Origin of the sequence: Nocardiopsis halotolerans DSM 44410 (assembly GCF_000341065.1) — a bacterium.
In the GTDB taxonomy this organism is placed as follows: Bacteria; Actinomycetota; Actinomycetes; order Streptosporangiales; family Streptosporangiaceae; genus Nocardiopsis; species Nocardiopsis halotolerans.
Genome location: NZ_ANAX01000016.1, coordinates 4,226 through 26,434 on the forward strand (window position 1 = coordinate 4,226; position 22,209 = coordinate 26,434).

Here is a 22,209-nt window from a genome sequence, read left to right on the forward strand (position 1 = left end):
GGGCTCGGTCTGGGTGGGCTGACGCGCCCGGAGTGAACGTGGTGGTGAGTGGGGGTTCTGTGCAGGTCGAGGTGTGGTCCGACGTCGTCTGTCCGTGGTGTTACATCGGCAAGCGCCGCCTGGAGAGGGCGTTGGAGGAGTTCGAACACGCGGGGCGGGTGCGGGTGCTCTGGCGGAGTTTCCAGCTGGATCCCTCCTTTCCCGAGGGGGTGGGTGAGCCGGTCTATGACGCGTTGGCGCGCAAGACGGGGTCCTCCCGGGAGCAGGTGCGGGCCATGACCGGTCAGGTCACGCAGGTGGCCGCCGAGGAGGGGTTGGACTACGACTTCGCGGGCGGGGTCATGGTCAACACCTTCGACGTGCACCGTGTGCTTCACCTGGCCCGGGAGCGCGGCCTGGAGGAGCGGGCGCATGAGCGGTTCATGCGCGCCCAGTTGGTGCAGGCCCGGGATCTGAGTGACGCCGACACTCTGGTGGAGGTGGCCACGGAGGTCGGGTTGGAGGGCAGGGAGGTGCGTGGGGTGCTCGCGGGGAGCGAGTACGCCGAGAGTGTGCGCGCTGACGTCGCCGCGGCCCGGGAGTTGGGGGCGACCGGGGTGCCCTTCTTCGTCATGGAGCGCGCTTTCGGGTTTTCGGGTGTCCAGCCGGTGGAGGTGTTCGTGGCGGCGCTGGACAAGGCCTACCGGGCCGGGCGGGGGTAGTTTTCGCCTGCGTGTGGGAGCGTGTCCACCTTCGTGTGGTGGTGGACCGTCGGGTCCGTGCCCCGCAGGGGGCGCGGCCCGTGCCTTCGACGTGGACGCCTGCCTGTGGCCGTGTCGGGGAAGGCGTACGGGCGGCTCGGGCACGCCCCCGCTCCCCCGTATGGGGGAGGCGGATCCCGCTCGGTGGTGAGGTGCGGGCGGGGCGGCGGACGCCAGGGTGGTGTGTGTCGAGACCGCGTCCCGAGTCGAAGGAGCAGGCCATGTCCTCTTCACCTCCCGTCACCGCACCCCCTCCCCCGCGGCTGCGGCCCGCGACCGTGTCCTGGGTGGCGCTGGCCTGGTCCGCGGTGGTGCTCACCCTGGGGCTGGGCTGGTTGAGCGGGGTGGTTCCGGTGGGGGTGCCCGACGGGTTCGGTTCGTTGTCGTCGTTGTTGCCTGCGGGGAGCGCGGGCGTGCTGGCGCTGGTGTTGGGCACGGTGGGGGTGGTGTGCGCCGTGTTCATGCTGCGTGCGCGGGGGTCGGGGGGTCGCCTGGTGGAGGCGGGTGCCTGGGTGCTGGCCGGGGTGGCGCTGTTGGTGTTCGTGGACGGGCAGCTGTTGTCCTGGTTGGGGTATTCGATGATCCTGCCGGTGGTGGGGTGGTTCGTGGACGGTCTGACGGCTTCCTGGGTGGAGGCGACCTTCACCGCGTCCCATCTGGCCACGTTGTTCTTCACGGCGGGTGCGGCGGTGTGGGCGGTGGCGGCGCTGACCCACCGTCGGGCGGTGCGCCTGGCGTGTGAGTGGTGCGGGCGTGCGCCGGGGTGGACGCACGGGGTCGAGCGCTCCGTGCGGGTGCGGGCTCTTGGTGTGGGCCGGGCCGCGGTGACGGTGGCGTGTGTGGTGGCCCTGTACTACCCGTCGTTGCGGTTTCCGTGGCTGTTCGGTGTCCCGGTGGGGATCGACGAGGAGCGGTTCGCCGCCATGGTCGCCGACGGCGACACCCTTCTCATCGGGGTGGGCCTGGGCACGGCCGCTGTGGTCGGGGTGGTGCTGATGGTGGGGCTCGTCCAGCGCTGGGGTGTGCGTTTCCCGCGGTGGATGGTGGGTCTGGCCGGTCGTCGGGTGCCGGTGTGGTTGGCGGTGGCGCCCGCGACGCTGGTGGCGATGGCGTTGGTGTCGATGGGCCGCAGCACGGTGGTCGAGCTCCTCGGCGATCAGGGTTCGCTGTTGACCATGGATCCCGTGCACGCGGGGGCGTTCGTGTCGATGGCGGTGTGGGGTGTGGCGCTGGGGGTGGCCACGGCCGCCTACGTGGTGCGGCGCCGCGCCGAGTGCGGGGTGTGCGGTCGGGGTCTGCCCGAGGTGGCTCCCCGTGACCTGCGTGCGGTGGGGGTTTGAGGTTGGTCGGTGTGCGGGCGTTCCACGTGGTGGGGCGCCCGCGTCTGTTCGTTCTCCACCGATCGTGCGAAAATGTATTTTCTGGTCGAAAGGTGACATGACGGGTAGAAGTTCGGGAGAAGAGCGACTGCCGCGTCAGATTCCGGGGTGTTGCCATGCCGGTGCACAACGCGTCCAACGAGTTGATGGTCTCCCTGGTGCGTGCCGGTCACCTGGCCACCTTCGAGGAGTTGCCCGCGCTGGTGGCCAAGAAGTCGGAGAACGCCGGGCTCTCCCAGGCGCGGATCTACCTCGTCGACCACCAGCAGCACGTCCTGCGTGAGTTCACCGGTGAGGGCCCCGACGCCCACGGCGGCGGCGAGGACCTTCCCGTGGACGGTTCCCTGGCCGGGCAGGCCTACGTCACGGGTGTGGCCGCACGCGCCGACGACGAGCAGTGTTACTGGCTGCCGATCCTGGACGGCGCCGAACGCCTGGGGGTGCTGCACGTGGACTACGCGGGCGACCCCGACCGTTCGGCGATGCGCGACCTGGCCTCGATGGTGGGATTGTTGGTCATCGACAAGCGCTCCAACAGCGACTCCTACGCCCGGCTGGTGCGTACCAAGCCCATGTCGGTCTCGGCGGAGATGCAGTGGACGCTGATGCCGCCGGGGACCTTCGCCGACTCGCGGGTGACGATCTCGGCGGCCACCGAACCGGCCTACGACAACGCCGGGGACTCCTTCGACTACGCCCTGACCGGGGAGATCGCCCATCTGGCGATGTTCGACGCCATGGGCCACGACACCGCGGCCGGTCTGATCGCGAACCTGGCGGTGGGGGCCTTCCGCAACGAGCGGCGCAAGGGCACTCCCCTGGCCGACATCTTCCGGGGTGTGGAGTCCATCCTCATCGACGAGTTCGTGCACAGCCGTTTCGCCACCGCGGTCCTGGCCGAGTTGAACATGGCCACCGGTGAGCTGGACTGGATCAACTGCGGCCACCTGCCGCCGGTCCTCATCCGGGGTGAGCGGGTCCGTGACCTGGAGTGCGAGCCCTCGCACCCGTTGGGGATGGATCTGGGGTTGCCGGTGACGGTGTGCCGGGAGCAGTTGGAGCCGGGCGACCGGCTGCTGCTCTACACCGACGGTGTCATCGAGGCCCGCGACTCCCAGGGCCAGGAGTTCGGTGTGGAGCGGTTCGTGGACTTCATCATCCGTCACCAGGCCGACAACATGCCGGTGCCCGAGACGCTGCGCCGCCTGGTGCACGCCGTGCTGGACTACCACCACGGCCGGTTCGGCGACGACGCCACCGTGCTCTTCTGCGAGTGGCACGGCTGAGACGGTTCCGACCCGTGAGGGCCGTGCAGCACACGCTGGTGGAACCGTCCCCGCCCGGATACGCCCGCGTGAGGCCGGGGTCCGGGCGGGGTAGCGCTGGAAGGTACAGGACCCGAGACGAATTCCAGGTGCCGGTATGCCAACACAACGCGGAATCGACAGTGTGGTATCGACTCTGGCGCTCGCCAGTCATATGAGCTCCTTCGCGGAGCTTCCGGATCTGGTGGCCCGAGAAGCCGCCCATGCGGGGCTGGCGGAGGTGCGTATCTACCTGGCCGACCGCCAGGAGCGTGTCCTGCGTGAGGTGACCGGCCGGGGCGTGGACGCCCATCAGGGCGGGCGGGATCTGCATATCGACGGTACGGTGGCGGGCCTGGCCTACATCAGGGGTGAGTCGGTGCGGGTCGTCAACGAGCACCGCTACTGGGTACCGGTCCTGGGCGGCACCGAGCGCCTGGGTGTGCTGCACGTGGCCTACACGGGCGATCCGGACCACCTGGCGATGCGGCTCCTGGCCTCGATGGTGGGGTTGCTCGTGGTGGACAAGCGCTCCAACAGCGACGCCTATGCCCGGCTGATCCGTACCAGGCCCATGGCGGTCTCGGCGGAGATGCAGTGGACGCTGATGCCGCCCAGCACCTTTGCCAACGGCAGGGTGGCGATCTCGGCGGCCACCGAACCGGCCTACGACAACGCCGGTGACTCCTTCGACTACGCCCTGGCCGGGGATGTCCTCCACCTGGCGATGTTCGACGCCATGGGTCACGACAACGCCGCGGGGCTGGTCGCGAACCTGGCGGTGGGGGCCTTTCGCAACCAGCGCCGCAAGAGCATGGACCTGAGTCAGTTCTCCCAGGGCATAGAGGAGATCATGACCGAGGAGATCGTACGCACACGCTTCGCCACAGCGGTCATGGGCGAGCTCAACATGACCACCGGTGTGTTCTCCTGGGTCAACCGCGGTCACCTGCCGCCCGTACTCATCCGGGACGGCAGGGCACACGAGTTGGAGTGCGAGCCCTCCCACCCGTTGGGGATGGACCTGGAGTTGTCCGTGACGGTGTGCCGGGAACAGCTCGAACCCGGTGACCGGCTGCTGTTGTACACCGACGGTGTCATCGAGACCCGCGACTTCGAGGACCGGGAGTTCGGGCTGGAGCGGTTCGTGGACTTCATCATCCGCTACGAGGCCGACCAGCTGCCCGTTCCCGAGACGCTGCGCCGCCTGGTCCAGGCTCTGAGGGCCTACCACCACGGCAAGCTCGACGACGACGCCACGGTGTTGGTCTGTGAGTGGCACGGCTGAGTCCACGCCCTCAGGTGGGGGCGGGTGTGGAAGGGGCGGCCAGGTCCCGGCGGGAGCGCAGCCCCAGTTTGGCCAGCGCGTTGGCCACGTGGGTCTCCACCGTGCGCGGGGACAGGTGCAGCAGGGCGGCGATCTCCCGGTTGGTGCGCCCCTGGGCGGCCAGTTCGGTGATCTGTACCTCGCGCGGGGAGAGTCGGCCCTGCCGGCGGGCCGGTGCGGGCGCGGTCGCCACACCGTGGGCGCGCAGTGTGCGGCGTACCCGGGAGGCGTCCCAGGTCGCGCCCAGCAGGGTGTACTCGCGCAGGGCCGTGCCCAGTGCGGACAGGCCCCTTTCGTGCTCGCCCGCCTGGGCCAGGTGGGCGTGGGCCGCGGCCTCGTGGACCTGGGCGGCGTCGTAGGGGCGGGGCATGTCCCGGTAGGCGGTCTCGGCCTGGGCGTACAGGTCCAGCGCCCGTCCGTGCTGGCCGTGGTGGTGGGCCAGGGCGGCCTCCAACCGCAGCAGGGCGGCGGTGGCCGCGGGGGCGCTGGTGTGGCGCAGTCCCGCGCGAAAGCGGGTGCACAGGTCCTGGGCGACCGCGTGCCGGTCGCTGTGGAGTAGGGCCTCCATGCCCGGGACCAGGTCGGCGGCCCACACCCAGATGCCCTTGCTGGCCACCAGGGAGACCAGGTCCTGCACCCGTGCCCAGGCGGTGCCGGGGTGGCCCTGGGCGGTGGCCATGCGGGCCAGGAGTCCGGCGGCGAAGGCCCGCAGGGGGAGGGTGTGGTCGGGGCCGGGGGGTTCGGTGGTGGTGTCGGTGAAGCGCGACAGGTGGGTGCGTGCGGTGGCGGCCTCTCCGTGAGCCAGGGCCAGGGCGGCCCGTACCAGGGTCAGTTCGGCGGTGACCGAGTGCAGGTGGGCCGTCTCCAGGTGGCGTTCGGTCTCCTGGGCCAGGTTCGTCCAGTGTCCGCGCGTCCAGTCCAGGATCAGGCGCAGGGCCTGGGCGCTTTCGTGGAAGTAGGGGAGTTCGGCCGCGGGCGACCAGCGGGTGGCGTCGTCCAGGTGGTGGTCGGCGCGCCCGTAGTGGCCGAGCATGACGGCGGCGTCGGCCAGGTTGAGGGAGGCGCGGGCGAACTCGCGGCGCCGTGCCACCACCTCGGGCGCGGGGCGGGGGTGTGTGGCGCCGGGGTCGGGCAGGTCGACCCGCCATGCGGCCGGGTCGCCGATCTGGGCGAGCAGGGTGGCGTGGTTGACGGCCACGCTGTGGCCCACGGCCGGGTCCTGGCTGTGGCGGGCGGCGGCCAGGGCCTGGTCCATCCACCTGCGGTGGGTGTCGACCGAGTCGGGTGTGGTGCGGGGTACGGCCAGTGCGCACATGGCGCGTGCGGCCAGGCCGGGGCGGGTGGACAGTTCGGCGGTGGCGCGGACGAGTTCGCCGCGTGCGGTGCGTCCCTGGGAGGCCTGGTTGAGCAGGAGCAGGCCCAGTTCCATGCGTAGTTCGCCGCGTTCAGGTGGGGACAGGCCGGGGGCGGCCAGGACGTCGCGCAGCACGGTGATGGTGTCCTCGGCGCTGGTCGCGGTCAGGGCGGCCCGGCCGAGTTTGAGCGCCAGGTCGCGGCGGCGGTGGGCGGGCAGGTTCTGGCGGGTCAGGGCGTCGCGCAGCAGGGTGACGGCGGTGGTGTCCTCGCCCTGGGACAGGGCCAGGTCGGCGGCCTGTTCGGCGTGGTCGGTCCAGGCGGACAGGTGTGCGCACTCGCGGGCGTGGTGGGCCAGGCGGGCGTGGGGCGGGCCGGGTGCCTGGCTCAGGGTGGTCAGGGCGGCGCGGTGCAGGCGGCGGCGTTTTCCGTGGGGTAACGCGTCGTGGTAGACGCGGCGCAGCAGGGGGGTGGCCAGGGTGAGGGTGGCGGGCGCGGTGGGGCGCAGCAGGCCCAGTCGGCAGGCGCGGGAGAGGGCCCGGTCGGCGCGTGGGGGGTCCAGGCCCGCCACGCGGGCCAGGTCGGTTTCGTCGCAGGGGTGGTCCAGGACGCTGGCGGCGCGTAGGAGGCGGCGGGTGTCGCGGTCCAGGTGGCGTAGGCGTTCCAGGAGCCAGTCGCGCAGGGTGGCGGGTACGGGTGGAGCGGGTGGGACGGCGGGTTCGCCGGGGGCGGTGGACAGGTGGTGCAGGGTTTCCACCGCGGCCAGGGGTAGGCCGCCGGTCCAGGTGTGCAGGTGGTGGGCGTCGGTGTCGGTGACGGTGGTGGGGGCGAGCATCTGGCGGGCCAGGTCGAGCAGGTGGTCGGGGCTCAGTGGGGTCAGGGTGAGTTCGTGGTGGGGGGTGGTGGGGGGTGTGCGGGTGGCCAGTGCGGCCACGGGGAAGGTGCGCGGGAGTTCCTCGGGGCGGTAGGTCAGGACCAGGCCCAGGTGTGCGGGCAGGCGTGGGGCCAGGTAGTACAGCAGGTCGCGGGTGGCGGGGTCGGCCCACTGCACGTCTTCGAGGACGAGGACGGCGGGGCTCAGGGCGTCCAGGAGTGCGGCCAGGGCCCGGTAGAGGCGGTGGTGTTCGGCGGCGGTGGAGTTGGCGGGCGGGGGTGGCGGGGGCAGGTGTTCGGTGTGTTCGGGCAGGAGGGGGCGCAAGGCGCCGCACAGCGGGTTGAGGCGGTCGGGGAGGGTGGCCTGGTGGAGGGCCTCGACCAGGGGTGCGAGGGGGAAGGGGTCGGCGCGGGGCGGGCAGTGTCCGGTCAGGAGGGGTGTGTCCTGGTCGAGTTCGCGGATCAGGCGGGTCTTGCCCGATCCGGCCTCACCGGCCAGGAGGAGGAGGGATCCGGGGGTCGCGGCGGTGCGCAGCTGGTGTCGTTCCTTGTCACGTCCGACGAGCGGGGGGAAACACACCTACCCGACGGTATAGCGACGGGAGGCGACGGAAAAGGGGGGTGGGTCAGACAGGTTCGTGTTGTGGGCCCGTGTTGGTGTACAGGGTGTTCAGGGGTGTGCGTGGGCGGCGCGGGGGCGGGTGTGGGGGCGTAGAATCCGCCCAGAACGCGCGGACAGGACAACGGAATCCGGGGTGTGGCGTGGCGGAGATGGTGCACGTGGTCGTTCCGGTGTTCGCGGTGGTGGTGACCGGTCTGTTCGCCGGATTGTTCTTCGCGTTCTCCGTCGCGGTGATGCCCGGGATGCGCCGGTCCGGTGACCGGGCGATGGTCGAGGTGATGCAGGGCGTCAACGTCGCCATCCTCAATCCGTTCTTCGCCGTGGTCTTCATCGGCGCGCCGGTGGCGGTGCTGGCCTGCGCGGTGCTCTACGCCAGTGTGGGGGCGATGGGCGCGGCGGCGTGGTCGGTGGCGGCCCTGGTCTGTCTGGTCGTCGCGGTGCTGGTGACGTTCACGGTCAACGTGCCGCGCAACAACGCCCTGGAGGAGGCGGGTGTGGCCGAGCGGATCGCGGATCCGGCCGCGGTGCGCGCCGCATTCGAGCCGGTGTGGGTGCGTTGGAACCACGTGCGCACCCTGGTCTCCGTCCTGGCGCTGGTGGGTGTGGTCATCGCGGTGGGTCTGCGCTGACCCGGGTCTTCTTCACCTGGCACCTCCAGGGGCCTTCGAGGCCCGAATAGTGGCCGGATGCGGTGTGAAAAGCCGTTGCCCGCCGGTGGCGGGTGGGGAGATACTCCCCCGTATGAGCTCACAGCGCGCGGACATGTTCCTGCCCCTGGACGAGGATCCCCGTGAGGGCCGCCCGCGACCCGTCGGCGAGCGCGCCGTCCTGGTCGATTTCCTGCACCAGCAGCGTATGACGCTGGAGGTGAAGTGTTCGGGTCTGGACGCCGAGGCGCTGGCCCGTCGTGCGGTGCCGCCCTCCACGCTGTCCCTGTTGGGGTTGGTGCGGCACATGGCCGAGGTGGAGCGGGTGTGGTTTCGGTGTCGTCTGGGCGGGCAGAGCCGCGCGCAGGCTCCCTGGCTCTACTGTACGGAGGAGGAGCCCGACGGGGACTTCGACGGTGCGGTGGCCGACCCGGCCGTGGTGGAGCAGGCGTGGGCGACCTGGCGTGCCGAGTGCGCGTACACCGACGCGTTCGTGGCCCGCGCACCCGACCTGGAGAGGGTGAGCTGGACCGTCCCTCACAACGGTCGGGTGGTGGACCTGCGGGAGGTGTTGGTGCACATGGTCGAGGAGTACGCCCGCCACAACGGGCACGCCGACCTGCTGCGTGAGCGTATCGACGGGCGTCGGGGCCAGTAGCCGGGGTCCGGGGCGGTCTTCAGCCCACGCTCGCGGTGGTCTGGTCCTGCATGCCCGACAGCAGCGCCTGGACGTCGCGTACGCATCCGCCGCACCCGGTGGTGGCGCGTGTGCGCTGGGCGATGGCCTCGCGGGTGCGTGCCCCGTCCAACCAGGCCTGTTCGATGTCGGTGCGGCTCACGGCGTTGCACCGGCACACCAGTGCCTCCCCCTGCTCGTCCTGGTCCTGGTCGGGGGCGGTGGGCAGCCCCTGGAGCAGGGCCAGCCTGTCGGCGGGGACGGGGGCGCCGGTGTCGTAGAGCTGGGACAGGGTCGCGGCGGCCTCGGGGAAGCCCAGCAGGACCGCGCCCACCACCTTCTCCCGGCGCACGGACAGTTTGGCGTAGCGTCCGCCGTGGGGGTCGCTGATGGTCACGGTCTCCAGGTCCTCGTCGTCCTCGTGTACCTGGCCGAACGCGGTCAGTTCGATGCCCTCGGCCTTGAGCCGGGTCAGTGGTCTGGCTCCGGTGTAGAGGGCGTGCGGCGCTTTTCCGGTCAGGCGTTTGGCGAGCACGGCGGCCTGTTCCCAGCCGGGTTGGATGAGTCCGGCGCCGCCGCCGGGGTGTTGGGCGCAGTCGCCGAGGGCGTGCACGCGTGCGTCGGAGGTGGCCAGGCGGTCGTCCACCAGAACGCCGTGTTCGACCTCGATTCCGGCGTCGCTGGCCAGTTCGGTGTTGGCGCGCACTCCGGCGGTGACCACCAGGGCGTCGCCGGGCAGCATGCGGCCGTCGTCCAGTTCCAGGCCGGTGCCGGGGATCCAGCGGGAGGCGACCCGCCAGGAGTGCACCCTCACCCCCAGCGCGGCGTAGCGTCGGGCGAGGATGCGGGCGGCGGGTTGGTCGATCTGGCGGCGCATGATCCAGGGCGAGGACTCCACCACCGACACGCGCATGCCGCGGCCGATCAGGCCCCGTGCGGCTTCCAGGCCCAGGACGCCGCCGCCCAGGACCACCACGGGCGCGCCGGGCCGGGCCAGGGCGAGCAGGCGCTGGCAGTCCTGGAGGTCGCGTAGGGCGGTCACTCCCTGCCCGGGTGTGCCGTCGGCCTCGGTCACGCCGGGGATCGGGGGGAAGGAGGCGCGTGCTCCGGTGGCCAGGACGAGTTCGTCGTAGGTCAGGAGGCGGCCGTCGTCCAGGGTGAGGGTGCGTTCGTCGGTGTTCAGGGCGGTGGCGGTGACGCCGGTGCGCACGGTGACGCCGGGGGTGTCGGGGACGGGCAGGCGGATCTGGTCGGGGGTGTAGTCCCCGGCGACCACACCCGAGAGCAGGACGCGGTTGTAGGCGGGGTGGTGTTCGGTGCCGACCACGCTGACGTGGACCCGTTCTCCGTTCGGGTCCAGGCGGGCGGTCTCCTCGGCGAAGCGGGCGCCGACCATGCCGTTGCCGACGACCACGATCTGACGCGGGGACGCGCCCTGCACGGTGCTCAACTGCTGCCTCCTGGTGTGGGTGTGTGCGTTCCCGGGCGGCGTCGGCCGGGGCGGTGTGTGGTGGGGCTGGGTCCGTACCCTCAGGCCGGGTGCGGGTCGGGCTCCAGGCGTACCGCGCTGACCTTGAACTCGGGCATACGGCTGGTGGGGTCCAGGGCCGGGTTGGTCAGGTTGTTGGCGGCCTGGTCCGCGGCGAAGTGGAAGGGTACGAACACCGTGTCCAGGCGCGCGGTGGGCGTCAGGCGCACCCGTGCGCGGGTGTGGCCGCGCCGGGAGGTGAGGCGGGCCCAGTCCCCGGCGGCGAGTCCGGCGCGGGCGGCGGTGTCGGGGTGTACCTCCACGTACGCCTCGGGTTCGGCCCGGTTTAGTTCGCCGACGCGGCGGGTCTGGGCTCCGGACTGGTAGTGGCCCATGAGGCGTCCGGTGGTCGCCACGAGCGGGTAGTCGTCGTCGGTGGTCTCGGCGGGGGGCCGGTGGGCGACCGCGGTGAGGCGGGCGCGGCCGTCGGGGTGGGCGAAGGTGTCCAGGAACAGCCGGGGTGTGGGGGTCTGGCGGGCGCGTACGGGCCAGTGCAGGGCCTCGCCGGAGGCCAGCCGGTCGGGGGTGACGCCGGAGTAGTCGGCGGTGCCTCCGGCTGAGGCGCGGCCCAGTTCGGCCAGGACGGTGTCGGGGTTGGTGGGGAAGCGTTCGGCGGGCTGTCCCAGGCGTACGGCCAGCGCGGAGAGCACCTCCAGGTCGGTGCGTACCCCCTCGGGTGGGGGCAGGGCCCGGGTGCGGCGCAGGACGCGGCCCTCCAGGTTGGTCATGGTGCCGCTCTCCTCCGCCCACTGGGCCACGGGCAGGACCACGTCGGCCATGGCGGCGGTTTCGGAGAGGACGAAGTCGGCGGCCACCAGCAGGTCCAGGGAGGACAGGCGGTCGCGTACGCGCGCGGTGTCGGGGGCCGAGACCACGGGATTGGAGCCCATGAGCAGTAGGGCGCGCGGCCCGTCGGGGGTGCCCAGGGCGTCCAGGAGTTCGTAGGCCGAGCGGCCCGGGCCGGGCAGGGTCTGGGGGTCCACGCCCCACACGCCTGCGACGTGGGCGCGGGCGTCGGGGTCGTCGATGCGGCGGTAGCCGGGGAGCTGGTCGGCCTTTTGGCCGTGTTCGCGGCCGCCCTGGCCGTTGCCCTGGCCGGTGATGCACCCGTATCCGCTGCCGTGGCGGCCGGGCAGGCCCAGGGCCAGGGCCAGGTTGATCCAGGCCGAGACGGTGTCGGTGCCCTTGGCGTGCTGTTCGGCGCCGCGTCCGGTCAGGACGTAGGCGGAGCGGTTGCGTGCGGCCTTGCCCAGCAGGTCGGCGGCGGCGCGGATGCTGGTGGCGGGTACGCCGGTGACCTGTTCGGTGCGTTCGGGCCACCATGCGGCGGCGTGTTCCCAGGCGGCCTCGAAGCCGTGGGTGCGTTGGTCGATGAAGTCGGTGTCGCACCAGCCCCGGACGCGGGCGGTGTGCAGCAGACCCAGGGCCAGGGCGAGGTCGGTGCCGGGTCGGGGGGCCAGGTGTACGCCGCCGCCCGCGAGGGCGACCTGGGCGGTGGCCGAGCGGCGCGGGTCGATGACGATCAGGGTGGGGGCGGACAGGTGGCCCATCATCGGTGGCATGGTCTCGGCCGGGTTGGCTCCGGCGAGCAGGACGACCTCGGCCCCGCTGAGGTCGGTGAGGGGGAAGGGCATGCCGCGGTCCAGGCCGAAGGCCCGCGTGCTGGCGGCGGCGGCCGAGGACATGCAGAACCGGCCGTTGTAGTCGATCTGGGAGGTGCCCAGGGCCAGGCGGGCGAACTTGCCCAGGGTGTAGGACTTCTCGTTGGTCAGTCCGCCGCTGCCGAAGACCGCGACGGTGTCGGGACCGGACTGGGCGCGCAGGGCCAGCAGGCGTTCGGCGACGTGGTCCAGGGCGGTGTCCCAGTCGGTCTCGGCCAGGTCCGAGGTGCGGTCCTTGCGGATCAGGGGGCGGGTGAGGCGGTCGGGGACGGTGAGGACCTCGGTGGAGGTCCATCCTTTGCGGCACAGGCCGCCGCGGTTGGTGGGGAAGTCGGCGGGGCGTGCGGCCGGGCGCCCGTCGGGTCCCGCTTCCAGGTGCATGGCGCACTGGAGCGCGCAGTAGGGGCAGTGTGTGGTGGTCATGTGGTGGTCTCCACGCGGAGGGTACCGGTTCGCGGCGGGGTGGTGCGGGCGGGGCGGCGCAGGTAGACCGCCCAGGTGACGGCTGCGCAGATCAGGTAGAAGACGCCGAAGGCGATGAAGCCCGGGGCGGCGGACTCGGTGAGGCGGAAGGACTCGCGAAAGACCAGGTTGATGCCGACACCGCCCAGGGCGCCCATGGCGCCGATCAGGCCGAGCATGGAGCTGGCGATGCGCTTGTTGTAGGAGTGGGCCTCCTGGGGCGGGGTGCCCTGGGAGATGGCGTTTTGGGCCTTGGCCGCGTAGATGGAGGGGATCATCTTGTAGGTGGAGCCGTTGCCGAGGCCGGTGAGGACGAACACGATGCCGAACGCGGTGACGAACAGGGGCAGGGAGTCCATGTTGATGGCCGTCACGACCCCGGCGGTTCCGGCCACCATCGCCAGGAAGTTCCACAGGGTGACGCGCGCTCCCCCGACACGGTCGGCCAGCTTGCCGCCCAGGGGGCGGAGGAGCGATCCGATGGCCGGGCCGAGGAAGGTGATGGAGGCCGCCTGGAGGGGGTCCAGGCCGAACTGGTTCTGGAGCAGCAGGCCGAAGGCGAACCCGAAGCCGATGAAGGATCCGAACGTGCCCACGTAGAGGAAGGACATGATCCAGAAGTGGCGGTCCCTGGTCGCGGCGAGCTGGGCGGAGATGTCGGTGCGGGCGCTGGAGAGGTTGTTCATGTGCCGGAACGCGACCCAGATGGCCAGAAGCAGGAAGGGCACGTAGAACAGGGGCACGAGGTGGCCGGCCTGGATGGTGAACAGGGCGATGATGCCCAGGCCCACCAGTTGGACGGTGGCCACGCCGATGTTGCCGCCGCCGGCGTTCATGCCCAGGGCCCACCCCTTCTCCTTCTCGGGGAAGTAGAAGTTGATGTTGGCCATGGAGGAGGAGAAGTTGCCGCCGCCGAAGCCCGCGGTGGCGCCCAGGAGCACGAACAGCCAGTAGGGCGTGTCGGGGTTCTGGATGAGGTGGACCGCCAGGAGCGTGGGTACCAGCAGCATGCTGGCGGAGATGATCGTCCAGTTGCGGCCGCCGAAGATCGGGACGGCCAGGGTGTAGGGGACGCGGAGGACGGCACCGACCAGGGAGACGATCGAGACCAGCAGGAACTTCTGTTCGGGTGACCAGTCGAAGCCGGTCTCGGGGGTCATGAACAGCACCAGGACCGACCACAGGCTCCACACGGAGAAGCCGATGTGTTCGGAGAAGATCGACGCCCACAGGTTGCGGCGGGGCACCCCNGAAGATCGACGCCCACAGGTTGCGGCGGGCCACACGGCGCCCTCCGCCGTTCCAGAACCCTTCGTTCTCGGGGTCCCATGTGGTGATCCAGCTCTTACCGGTGCGCGGTGCGCGTGGGCCGGTCTCGGAGACCACGGGCCGTGCCTTCCTGTTCGGCGGTTGTTGACGGGATCCAAGGTATGAAGGCCGCGTTGCTTGGAGGTGTCCACCCGTAACGCACGGGAAACAGTCGACTCACCCGTGGTGCGCGGGCCCGGTGAGAACGCCCGTCGCCGCTGGTGGGGGCGGTGTCGGGTCGCTTGTGGTGTGGTGAGCGCCACCCCGGTCGGACGCCGGCCCGGGTTCCGGGTCGGGTGTGCCGTCCCTCCCCGGCCGGATTTCTTGGAAAAAGTCGGGGGCGGTGTCGATCCGCGGCATGCCCCGTTCGACCTGAGAATGAGAGGGCCCACACAAGGGGCCCGGACGTGTCAGGGAGACAGAGCCATGAAGTACATGCTGATCATGCGCGCCACCGACGAGGCGTTCGCGAGGATGGCCGACACCGACTTCGACGAGATGCTCGCGACCGTGGGCAGGTACAACGACGAGTTGGTCCGCGCCGGTGTGCTGGTGGCCGCGGAGGGGCTCGACGACGCCGCCGAGGGTGTGGTCGTGGACTACTCCTCCGAGCCGCCCGTGGTCACCGACGGCCCCTACGGCGAGACCAAGGAGCTGTTCGGCGGGTTCTACATCCTCAACGTGGCCTCGAAGGAGGAGGCCGTGGAGTGGGCCAGGCGGTCGCCGATCACCGGCCCGGGCTTCAAGACCGAGATCCGCCGGGTCACCACGATCGACGAGTTCCCGCAGGACAACGAGTGGGTCCAGAAGGAGCGGGCCTGGCGTGAGGCCACCGGGCAGCTGTGAGCGTGTGAGCGGGGTGGCGGGAGATGACTGACCCGACCGGCCGTGAGGCCGTGGCCGCCGTGTGGCGGATCGACGCGGCGCGGATCGTCGGTGCGCTCGCGCGCTACACCGGTGACTTCGCGCTGGCCGAGGATCTGGGGCAGGAGGCTCTGGCCGAGGCCCTGGTGACCTGGCCGCGTGACGGCGTGCCCCGCAATCCCGCGGGGTGGTTGCTCACCGTGGGTCGGCGTCGCGCGATCGACGCGTTCCGTCGGCGTGCGGTCCGTGACGACAGGTACGCCGCCCTCGCCCGTGACCTGGGTGAGGGCGGGGCCTCCTCGGGCGGTCCGCCCGCCGATCCGGCTCGTGAGGCCGGGGACGTGTTGTGGGATCCGGACCAGATCGACGACGACGTGCTCGCGTTGATGTTCGTCTCCTGCCATCCCGTGCTGTCGCGGGAGGCGAGGGTGGCGCTCACCCTGCGGGTGGTGGGCGGTCTGAGCAGTGACGAGATCGCCCGGGCCTTCCTCGTGCCGACCGCGACCGTGCAGGCCCGCATCACCCGGGCGAAGAGGACCCTGGGGGCGGCCCGGGTGCCGTTCGAGGTGCCCTCGGCCCGGGAGCGGGCCGAGCGGCTCGGCTCGGTGCTCAGCGTGGTCTACGTGATCTTCACCGAGGGGTCCTCGGCCAGTTCCGGTGACGTGCTGTTGCGGACCGATCTCGCGGGTGAGGCGCAGCGCCTGGCGCGGGTGCTGGCCCGGTTGGTGCCGGAGGAACCCGAGGTCCACGGCCTGTTGGCGCTGCTGGAGTTGACCGCGGCGCGTTTTCCCGCCCGTACGGGTGCGGACGGGCAACCGGTGCTGTTGGAGGACCAGGACCGCCGCCGTTGGGACCGCGCCGCGATCCGCCGGGGGCGTGCGGCCCTGGCCCGCGCGGGGAGGCTCGGCCGGGGATTGGGCGCCTACGGTCTGCAGGCGGCGATCGCCGAGTGCCACGCGCTCGCCGCGTCGGTCGAGGCCACCGACTGGGAGCGCGTCGTGCTCCTCTACGAGGCGCTGGGGCGGCTCGCGCCGTCGCCGGTGGTCGACCTCAACCGTGCGGTGGCGGTCTCCATGGCCCGGGGTCCGGCCGCGGCGCTGGCGATCGTGGACGGTTTGGTGGCCGCCGGGGCCCTGGCGGACTCGCACCTGCTGCCGGGGGTGCGCGGGGAGTTGCTCACCCGTCTGGGGCGGGTCGGCGAGGCGCGCACCGATCTGGAGGCCGCCGCGCGGTTGTGCGGTAACGAGCGGGAACGGGCGGTGTGGGAGCGCAAGCTCGCCGACCTGGGCTGAGCGGGTTCACGGCCCGGGCGGGTGGTTTTCGGCGCGTGGTGGCGGTTCCTCCGTCGAACGTGCACGTCGAGGTCGACGCCTCCCGGGCCGGGTGCGGTGTGTGTGGGGCTCCCGGCGGCCGGGCCGGGAGCCTCCTCACGGGTCGGGAACGTCAGGGCTGCGGGGGTGGGTTCCATGCGGCGCGGTCGGTGCCCCAGAGGGTGGAGGGGCGGGCCCAGTCGTCGGGGGATCCCTCGTAGTGGACCGGTGGGAGCGCGTGGCGCAGCGGACCGTGGGCGGACGGGGTTTCGGTGAGCCAGTCGTCGGCCTCGTAGGTGCCCTCACCGGCGGGTTCGGGGGTGATGCCGTGCAGGAGCCAGTCGGCGGTTCCGGCCAGGGAGAACCGTAGGAGGCGGCCCCGGCCGTCGGTCTGCCGTTCGGTCAGCGCCCGCAGTACCCCGGCGGCCAGGAGGTAACCGGTGCCGTGGTCCAGTGCCTGGGCGGGCAGCGCGCCGGGGTGGCCGTCGGGGCCCGCCTCGATCGCCGCGATGCCGCAGGCCGCCTGCACCAGGCTGTCGAACCCTCTCCGGCCGGCCCAGGGGCCCGACCACCCCCAGGCGCACAGTTGGGCGGTGACCAGACCGGGGCGGCGGGCCATGAGTTCCTCGGCCGCCAGCCCGCGCCGGTCGAGGGAGCCCGGCCGGTAGCCGGTGACGACCACGTCGGCCGAGTCGAGGAGTTCCTGGAAGGTGCGCTGGCCCTCGGCGGTGTCCAGGTCCAGCAGGGCGGAGCGTTTACCCATTCCGGTGTCGATGTGGCTGTCGGGGTCCTCGGGGAACCGGGGTGGGTCCACACGCAGCACGTCCGCCCCCAGGAGGGCGAGGGTCCGGGTGGCGACGGGACCGGCGATGACGCGTGTCAGGTCCAGGACCCGTACTCCGGCGGCTGGCAGGGGGGCGGGCGGCAACCGGCGTCCGCTGGTCCCACCGGTCCGCTCGACCTCGGCCAGGGGGCGCCTCCCCTCGTCTGACGCGGGGGCGGGGGCCACGGCCACGGCCAGGCCGCCAGCGGCGTACACCCTTTCCTGGACCTGTCGTGCGGTGAGCGTCGCCAGTGCCTCGGTGAGCCGCCCGACCAGTGCCGTCCCGTTGTCGTCCGGTGTTGCGGTCCCGGCGCCGTCCCCGGTGGTGATGCCCAGGGCGGACAGGAGCCGGGCGCGGTGGTGGGGGTAGTTCGCGTGGGTGCGCACCCACCCGTCGGCGGTCCTCCAGAAGCCGGACAGGGGCGCGAAGGGGGTCGGTGCGCGGCCGTTCACCAGCAGGTGCCGTTCGCTGACGAAGGCGGTGGCCACGGCGCCCTCGTCCACCCTCACCCGGGGGACGTCTCCCCCGTTGCGCGCGGCCAGCAGTTCGGCGGCGGCGAGCGAGCACACGCCGACCGTCGCACGTGCGAGTTCACGCACCGGTAGTACGGCGGGGAGTACCTTGCCCGCGCTTTGGTAGGACACCTTCGCGGTCAGGTCGGCGGGGCCTTGGACCGTGTTCCACGCGTGGGCTGTGGTCGTGTCGGGTGTGTTCGTCATGGCCCCATACTTCATGCCCCTCCCCTTGCGGTGCTGAACCGGGGACGGGTGACGGGCGGTGGTGGTTGGGGTGGTGTGGCGCCGCGCCCGTGCCGGGGCTGCGGTCTGCCGGGTGGGGCCGGGCCGGTGGTGCGTCTCCCCTGGGCCAACGCCGTCACAGGCGGCGCGGGTCGGGCGGAACGCGGTGGCGCGTGGGGGCTCACGGAGGGCCCGCACGCCTTTGACCTGCATGGTTGCTCAGGCGTGGTGTTGTCTTTCCCACCCCTTCGGGGTGGTTTCAAGCCTGGTCAAAGGGAGGGTCATCGCATACGTTGCACGGGTGAATTTTATTGAATCGATACCAAAGCCCGTGTTTATCACGACCTCCGGTCTCATGCTCGCTTCGGGGCTGCTCCTGGCCGGTCCGGGCATCGCCGCCGCCGCGGAGGCCCAGGTGGAGTCCCAGTCCTTCGACTCCTTCGACTCCTCCGAGAGTACGCAGGTGACGCCGGTCTCCTACGGCGACTCCGACGAGCACGCCGACACCGACGAGGAGTCCGAAGGGGCTCGGGGTGAGGAGTCCGAGAAGGCCCCGGAGGAGGAGCCCCCGGAGGAGGAGTCCGAGGAGGCCTCGGAGGAGGAGACCTCGGCAGAGGAGTCCGAGGGGGCCCGGGACGAGGGGTCCGAGGACGCCCCGGAGGAGGAGACCGAGGATGAGGCGCCCACGGACGAGGAGATCGCCGAGGACCTCAACGACGAGTTGAACGACGACATGGCGGGCCACCTGACGGCCGACCACGTCTCCCACGCCCGTGCGATGGTCGAGGCCGCCAAGGACCGCGACATGGACAAGCGCGCCGCCACCATCGCGGTCACCACCTCCATCGTCGAGACCCACCTGGACAACCTCGACTGGGGCGACCGCGACAGCGTCGGCCTGTTCCAGCAGCGCGACCACTACGGCTCCCAGGAGCAGCGGCTCGACCCCGCGTGGGCCGTCGACGCCTTCTTCGACGAGATGAAGCGTGTCTACCCCGACGGAGAGTGGAAGGACGCGCCGATCGGTGACGTCGCCCAGGGAACACAGCGCTCGGCCTTCCCCGACCGCTACCAGTACCAGGCCGAGGACGCCGAGGTCATCGTCGACCACCTCTGGTAAAGCACCACCCCAGCACGGACAGCGCAGCGTGCGGTCCCCGCTCCCGCACGCCCCACCGGTGGAGGCCGGTGACCGGACGCCCGGTCACCGGCCTCCACCTGTCGTCGCGGTACCCGACCCGTGACGGGCGTCGGTAGACGTTCAGTCCCCGGCTGTGGGCCCTCACGTTCGCCAGGCGTCCAGGCACCGCGCCATGAGCCGGAAGGGGAGGGCCTGCCCCCTGGTCTGGTCGACGGTGCCGACCACGTGCAGATCGGCTTCGGGACAGTGGAAGAGCCAGGTTCCGGTGGCTCCCGAATGGCCGACGAGTGTGACGGGGCGGTGCCTCGGTGACATGAGCCGGGAGACCCTGAAGAACATGGTGCCCAGCCCGTAGCGGAGTATGGGGATGTTGCGCAGCCGGTTGCGCCGCTCGGTGAGCAGCTCTGCTGTACGGGTCTCGTCGAAGAGTGCGCCGTCGAGCAGCGCCCGTTGGAAGGCGACGAGGTCGCCGGGGGTGCTGAACAGGTCATTGCTGGATTCGATCAGCGAGGACAGCTCGACGCGGCGCTGTCTGGTGTACAGCGGTGAGGGCGTCGCGGTGGTCGGGTCCGGCGGGCGGTGCCCGGGGAGCCAGGTGCGCGTCAGACCGAGTGGGTCGAGGATCCTCGCGGTCAGCAGGTCGGTGAACGGTCGGCCCGTCGTCGTCTCCACGATGCGGATGAGCAGTTGGAAGCCGGTGTCGGAGTAGCGGGCCTTTTGCCGGGTGGCGCTGAGGTCCTGCGGCTCGAAGTGGGGGCGCTGCCGCTCGCGTGTGGTGCGTAGTGTGTCCTCGAAGGTCCAGGACAGGTCCTGACCGGCGGTGAGGTGCTCGTACAGGCTGGGGCCCCCACGGCGTTTCTCGAAGTGGTCGGGCAGGCCGGAGGTGTGGCTCGCCAGGTGGCGCACCGTGATCGCGGGCGTGTGGTCGGTCCCCCCGAGGACATGGAGCCCGGCGGTCACCCGCTCGGGCAGGTAGCTGGTGATGGGTGCGTCCAGTTCGAGTTCGCCGCGCTCGTGCGCTTGGAGCACCAGGGTGATGATGAAGCGCTTGGTGACGCTCGCGATGAAGAACGGGGTGTCGGGGTGCGGCGGGTGGCCGTCGGCACCGGCGGGCCCGGCCGCGGCGGACCAGCGCCGTCTTCCGTCGCCGCTGATGACGGCGAGGTTGGCGTGGTGTAGGTCGCGTCGTGCGACGAGGTTTCTCAGCAGGTCCGTCAGTTGTGTGTCGACGCGGGCGGGAACGCGGTTGTCGTGGGCGTGGGTCACGGCGGGCGGCGGTGTCACGTGGGTGCTCCCTTGGCTGTGTTCCCTCGGCGGGGTCCGTCGCCACGCCCGCACCGGTTGGGCCTGTCGACGGAAGGGGAGGGCCCGACGATTCTATATGTCTAGTAGACGTATCTATGAGAGGTGACGGTCTAGACTCGGACCATGCTGCATGTGATCCTCGGTCTGCTCCTGATCGCCCCGCAGAGCTTCTACGACCTCATCAAGGGGTTCGAGTCCGGCGTCGCGCTCTTCTACAGCGCCAGCTCCGGCAGCATCAAACGCGCGCTGGACACCCTGCTGGCGAGGGGGTTCATCGAGGTGGCCAGCGTCGAGGCCAAAGGACGGGGGCGGAAGGTGTACCGCCCGACCGGCTCCGGTCGTGAGGAGTTCCGCGCGTGGATGACACAGGATCCGACCGGGTCCGACCTGGAGACCGCGGCGCTGTCCAGGCTCTACTTCCTCGGTCTGCTGGAGCCGGGCGAACGCGCGGGGGTGCTGCACCGCATCACGGCGCGCATCGAGGCCGACCTCGCCGCTCTGACGGATCTGGAGGGGCGCCTGGACACCCTGGACGTTGGTGAGGAGCACCGGGACCTGGTCACCCACCAGCGCGCGGCGCTCGACTACGGCATAGCCGCACACCGCTTCATGCTCGACTGGTTCCGCGACCATGGTGCCCGGCACGAGACGCCGGACCGTTGATTCCGTGCACGCGCCCGCCGCCCCGGTCGTCGGCGCTCCGATCCGGCCGTCCCCGTCCGTCCCGGTGGAGGGTCCCGGGCCCTGGTCCTGGTCGCGATCGCGGATCCCCGTGGTGGTCGGTCCCTCCACCGTTCGCCCGTCGTGGACGTGTCGTGGGTCACGGGCGCAACCAGGACCGAAACCGTACGTGAGACCTTCCGGTTACCGGCCCTTCTCACCCTTGGTCTGCCTGCCGGTGGCCGCGCCGAGGGCGAGGCCGAAGCACAGGCCCAGGGCCACGCCGAGGGCCACGTTGTCCATGGCCGCGCCGAAGGCGGCGCCGAAGCTGAGGCCGAGCGCCAGTCCGAGGCCGAGGCTGTTCTTCTTCTTGTCCATGTGTCCCCTTCCGTGGCGCCGTGTCGTTTCTTGGACGTGGGGGTGGCGCGTGCGGTTCCCGGTTACTGGGGTGGCTCCAGGGGCGCGGCGACGTGCTTGCGTGCGCTGTCGTAGATGATCTGGCTGCGAAAGCTCGCCACCTCGCGGCGTTGGGTGAGCCGGTCGATGAGGAAACTGTGCAGCGCGTCCAGGGAGGGCACCGACACCTGCACCAGGAAGTCCTGCTCCCCCGCAACGACGTAGACCGCCTGTACCTGGGGCAGGGCGAACATGGCGGCCTTGAAGCCCTCGATGACCTGGCGGCTGGGCGGACGCAGTTGCACCGAGACGAACGCCTCCACCTCGCGGTTGAGCGCGGCCGGGTCGATGTCGGCGTGGTAGCCGCGGATGACGCCGCGCTGGTGCAGCAGGCGGACGCGTTCCAGACAGGTGGAGGGCGCCACGCCGAGTTTGTGGGCCAGGGCTCGGTTGGTCTGCCGCGCGTCCTGTTGGAGTTCGCGCACGATCGCCGAATCAAGTTCGTCCATGTCCCCCAGCCTAGGCGCCTGCCCGAATAGTGTTCGGCGTCAACGCTGTATGCGTGTTCTTGTGGCTAGTTTCTGAACCGTTCACACGCCATATGAACGGGGTAATCATGGGGATGTCCACCAAGATCGTCGTCGTCCTGCGCGAGGACCTGGAGCCCGCGCTCGCCGCCAACGCGGGGGTGGTGCTCGGCCTGGCGCTGGGTGGACGGTTGGAGAACTCGCTGGCCGCCGACGGCAAGGACGCGGGCGGCGGGGTGCACGCCGGGCTCAACCCGCACCCGGTGCCGACCCTGGTGGCCTCCGGGGAACAGCTGCGTCAGCTCAAGGCCGGGGCCGACGAGCGGGAGTTGACGGTGGTGGGCTTCAACGAGGTGGCCCGCCGCTCCCGCGACTACGTGGAGTACCTGGACGCCCTGGCGGCCACCGAACCACAGGACGTGGAGTACGTGGGCGTGGCCGTCCTCGGACCGCGCAGGGACGTCAACAGGCTCACCGGGAAGTTGGCGTTGATGCGCTGACGCGGGTGGTTTCCGGGGACGGGGTGAGGTGGGGATCGGGGGTCCCACGGCTCTTCGCCGGGGGC

General features: G+C 71.4%; 18 protein-coding genes and 1 pseudogene. 11 read left to right on the forward strand and 8 right to left on the reverse strand.

All coding sequences use genetic code 11. The features are described from left to right. Positions 1 to 59: 59 nt before the first annotated feature. From D455_RS0100965 to D455_RS0100980, 4 genes are all read left to right on the forward strand, one after another. Positions 60 to 701 (forward strand): DsbA family oxidoreductase, encoded by a 642-nt coding sequence (locus D455_RS0100965; RefSeq protein WP_017568890.1) that lies wholly within the window; start codon positions 60 to 62, stop codon positions 699 to 701. Positions 702 to 961: 260 nt separating this feature from the next. Next, on the forward strand, positions 962 to 2,080 hold the full coding sequence (locus D455_RS0100970; protein ID WP_026122190.1) for a hypothetical protein: 1,119 nt from the start codon (positions 962 to 964) through the stop codon (positions 2,078 to 2,080). Positions 2,081 to 2,235: 155 nt separating this feature from the next. Continuing rightward, positions 2,236 to 3,405 carry a PP2C family protein-serine/threonine phosphatase gene (locus tag D455_RS0100975; RefSeq protein ID WP_017568892.1) on the forward strand — a complete coding sequence of 390 codons (1,170 nt, stop codon included), beginning with the start codon at positions 2,236 to 2,238 and terminating at the stop codon, positions 3,403 to 3,405. Positions 3,406 to 3,541: 136 nt separating this feature from the next. Then, on the forward strand, positions 3,542 to 4,711 hold the full coding sequence (locus tag D455_RS0100980) for a PP2C family protein-serine/threonine phosphatase (protein ID WP_026122191.1): 1,170 nt from the start codon (positions 3,542 to 3,544) through the stop codon (positions 4,709 to 4,711). 10 nt (positions 4,712 to 4,721) lie between these two features. On the opposite strand, the gene D455_RS35750 is transcribed toward D455_RS0100980, so the two are convergent. Next, entirely contained in the window at positions 4,722 to 7,556 is a 2,835-nt protein-coding gene (locus D455_RS35750) for an ATP-binding protein (protein ID WP_017568894.1), read from the reverse strand. A 182-nt stretch (positions 7,557 to 7,738) separates the two neighbouring features. Between D455_RS35750 and D455_RS0100990 the strand changes: the two genes are divergently transcribed. Both D455_RS0100990 and D455_RS0100995 read left to right on the forward strand, forming a co-directional pair. Next, positions 7,739 to 8,227, forward strand: coding sequence for an anthrone oxygenase family protein (locus D455_RS0100990; RefSeq protein ID WP_017568895.1), 489 nt, complete (start codon positions 7,739 to 7,741; stop codon positions 8,225 to 8,227). 112 nt (positions 8,228 to 8,339) lie between these two features. Then, positions 8,340 to 8,903 carry a DinB family protein gene (locus tag D455_RS0100995; protein WP_017568896.1) on the forward strand — a complete coding sequence of 188 codons (564 nt, stop codon included), beginning with the start codon at positions 8,340 to 8,342 and terminating at the stop codon, positions 8,901 to 8,903. 19 nt (positions 8,904 to 8,922) lie between these two features. Here D455_RS0100995 and D455_RS0101000 read toward each other — a convergent pair whose 3' ends face one another. From D455_RS0101000 to D455_RS28800, 3 genes and pseudogenes are all read right to left on the reverse strand, one after another. Continuing rightward, entirely contained in the window at positions 8,923 to 10,371 is a 1,449-nt protein-coding gene (locus D455_RS0101000; protein WP_017568897.1) for an FAD-dependent oxidoreductase, read from the reverse strand. Between the two features lie 80 nt (positions 10,372 to 10,451). Next, complete coding sequence (locus D455_RS0101005; protein ID WP_017568898.1) at positions 10,452 to 12,533, reverse strand: molybdopterin oxidoreductase family protein; 2,082 nt, start codon at positions 12,531 to 12,533, stop codon at positions 10,452 to 10,454. Beyond that, a pseudogene (locus D455_RS28800) lies at positions 12,530 to 13,958 on the reverse strand (MFS transporter). The gene D455_RS0101005 and the pseudogene D455_RS28800 overlap by 4 nt, the downstream one beginning before the upstream one ends. Positions 13,959 to 14,306: 348 nt before the next feature. On the opposite strand from D455_RS28800, the gene D455_RS0101015 reads away from it, so the two are divergent. Further along, positions 14,307 to 14,726, forward strand: a complete 420-nt coding sequence (locus D455_RS0101015; RefSeq protein ID WP_017568900.1) for a YciI family protein — start codon at positions 14,307 to 14,309, stop codon at positions 14,724 to 14,726. 23 nt (positions 14,727 to 14,749) lie between these two features. Beyond that, the gene (locus tag D455_RS0101020; RefSeq protein WP_017568901.1) at positions 14,750 to 16,036 is read left to right on the forward strand and encodes an RNA polymerase sigma factor; all 1,287 of its coding nucleotides are present in this window, start codon (positions 14,750 to 14,752) and stop codon (positions 16,034 to 16,036) included. A 151-nt stretch (positions 16,037 to 16,187) separates the two neighbouring features. Here the strand turns inward: D455_RS0101020 and D455_RS0101025 are convergent, their stop codons facing one another. After that, a complete protein-coding gene (locus tag D455_RS0101025; RefSeq protein WP_017568902.1) occupies positions 16,188 to 17,597 on the reverse strand; it encodes a CoA transferase in 1,410 nt (469 codons plus the stop codon). 349 nt (positions 17,598 to 17,946) lie between these two features. On the opposite strand from D455_RS0101025, the gene D455_RS36070 reads away from it, so the two are divergent. Next, the gene (locus D455_RS36070) at positions 17,947 to 18,735 is read left to right on the forward strand and encodes a hypothetical protein (RefSeq protein WP_017568903.1); all 789 of its coding nucleotides are present in this window, start codon (positions 17,947 to 17,949) and stop codon (positions 18,733 to 18,735) included. Positions 18,736 to 18,897: 162 nt separating this feature from the next. Here the strand turns inward: D455_RS36070 and D455_RS0101035 are convergent, their stop codons facing one another. Beyond that, positions 18,898 to 20,040 (reverse strand): serine hydrolase domain-containing protein, encoded by a 1,143-nt coding sequence (locus D455_RS0101035; protein WP_017568904.1) that lies wholly within the window; start codon positions 20,038 to 20,040, stop codon positions 18,898 to 18,900. 144 nt (positions 20,041 to 20,184) lie between these two features. Between D455_RS0101035 and D455_RS0101040 the strand changes: the two genes are divergently transcribed. Continuing rightward, positions 20,185 to 20,724 (forward strand): PadR family transcriptional regulator, encoded by a 540-nt coding sequence (locus tag D455_RS0101040; protein WP_026122193.1) that lies wholly within the window; start codon positions 20,185 to 20,187, stop codon positions 20,722 to 20,724. A 201-nt stretch (positions 20,725 to 20,925) separates the two neighbouring features. Here the strand turns inward: D455_RS0101040 and D455_RS34375 are convergent, their stop codons facing one another. Beyond that, positions 20,926 to 21,099 carry a hypothetical protein gene (locus D455_RS34375; protein ID WP_017568906.1) on the reverse strand — a complete coding sequence of 58 codons (174 nt, stop codon included), beginning with the start codon at positions 21,097 to 21,099 and terminating at the stop codon, positions 20,926 to 20,928. A 62-nt stretch (positions 21,100 to 21,161) separates the two neighbouring features. Then, complete coding sequence (locus D455_RS0101050; protein WP_017568907.1) at positions 21,162 to 21,626, reverse strand: Lrp/AsnC family transcriptional regulator; 465 nt, start codon at positions 21,624 to 21,626, stop codon at positions 21,162 to 21,164. Between the two features lie 107 nt (positions 21,627 to 21,733). Between D455_RS0101050 and D455_RS0101055 the strand changes: the two genes are divergently transcribed. Further along, on the forward strand, positions 21,734 to 22,144 hold the full coding sequence (locus D455_RS0101055; RefSeq protein ID WP_026122195.1) for a DUF2000 family protein: 411 nt from the start codon (positions 21,734 to 21,736) through the stop codon (positions 22,142 to 22,144). Positions 22,145 to 22,209 lie beyond the last annotated feature (65 nt).